Origin of the sequence: Pollutimonas rozaliensis, from assembly GCF_048751585.1 — a bacterium.
Lineage (GTDB): Bacteria > Pseudomonadota > Gammaproteobacteria > Burkholderiales > Burkholderiaceae_B.
Map to the genome: position 1 here is coordinate 1 of NZ_JAZHOB010000128.1, position 270 is coordinate 270.

Genomic DNA, 270 nt, shown 5'->3' on the forward strand with positions numbered 1-270 from the left:
CGCGCTGCACTCGCTGTTTTTCCCGGCGGACGTGGTCTATCGCCCCCATAACAACCCGCTGTTCGAACGCTTCAAGACCCTGGCACGCTCGCGCATTTTTGGCCAGGCCATCGACCGTCACGACCTGCGTGGCGTGGTGCGGCGGATCAAGGCGGGGCATATCGTATGGTACTCCCCGGACCAGGATTTCGGTCGCGATGTCAGCGTCTTCGCTCCGCTGTTTGGGCAGCAGGCGGCCACCATTCGCCTGACGGCCAAGATCGCCCGCAT

The 270-nt window shown here is 63.7% G+C and carries 1 protein-coding gene; it reads left to right on the top strand.

Going from position 1 to position 270, the window contains the following annotated elements:
• Positions 1-270, top strand: a 270-nt coding sequence (locus tag V0R37_RS22255; RefSeq protein WP_489685820.1) for an LpxL/LpxP family acyltransferase, incomplete at both ends; no start/stop codon positions are given.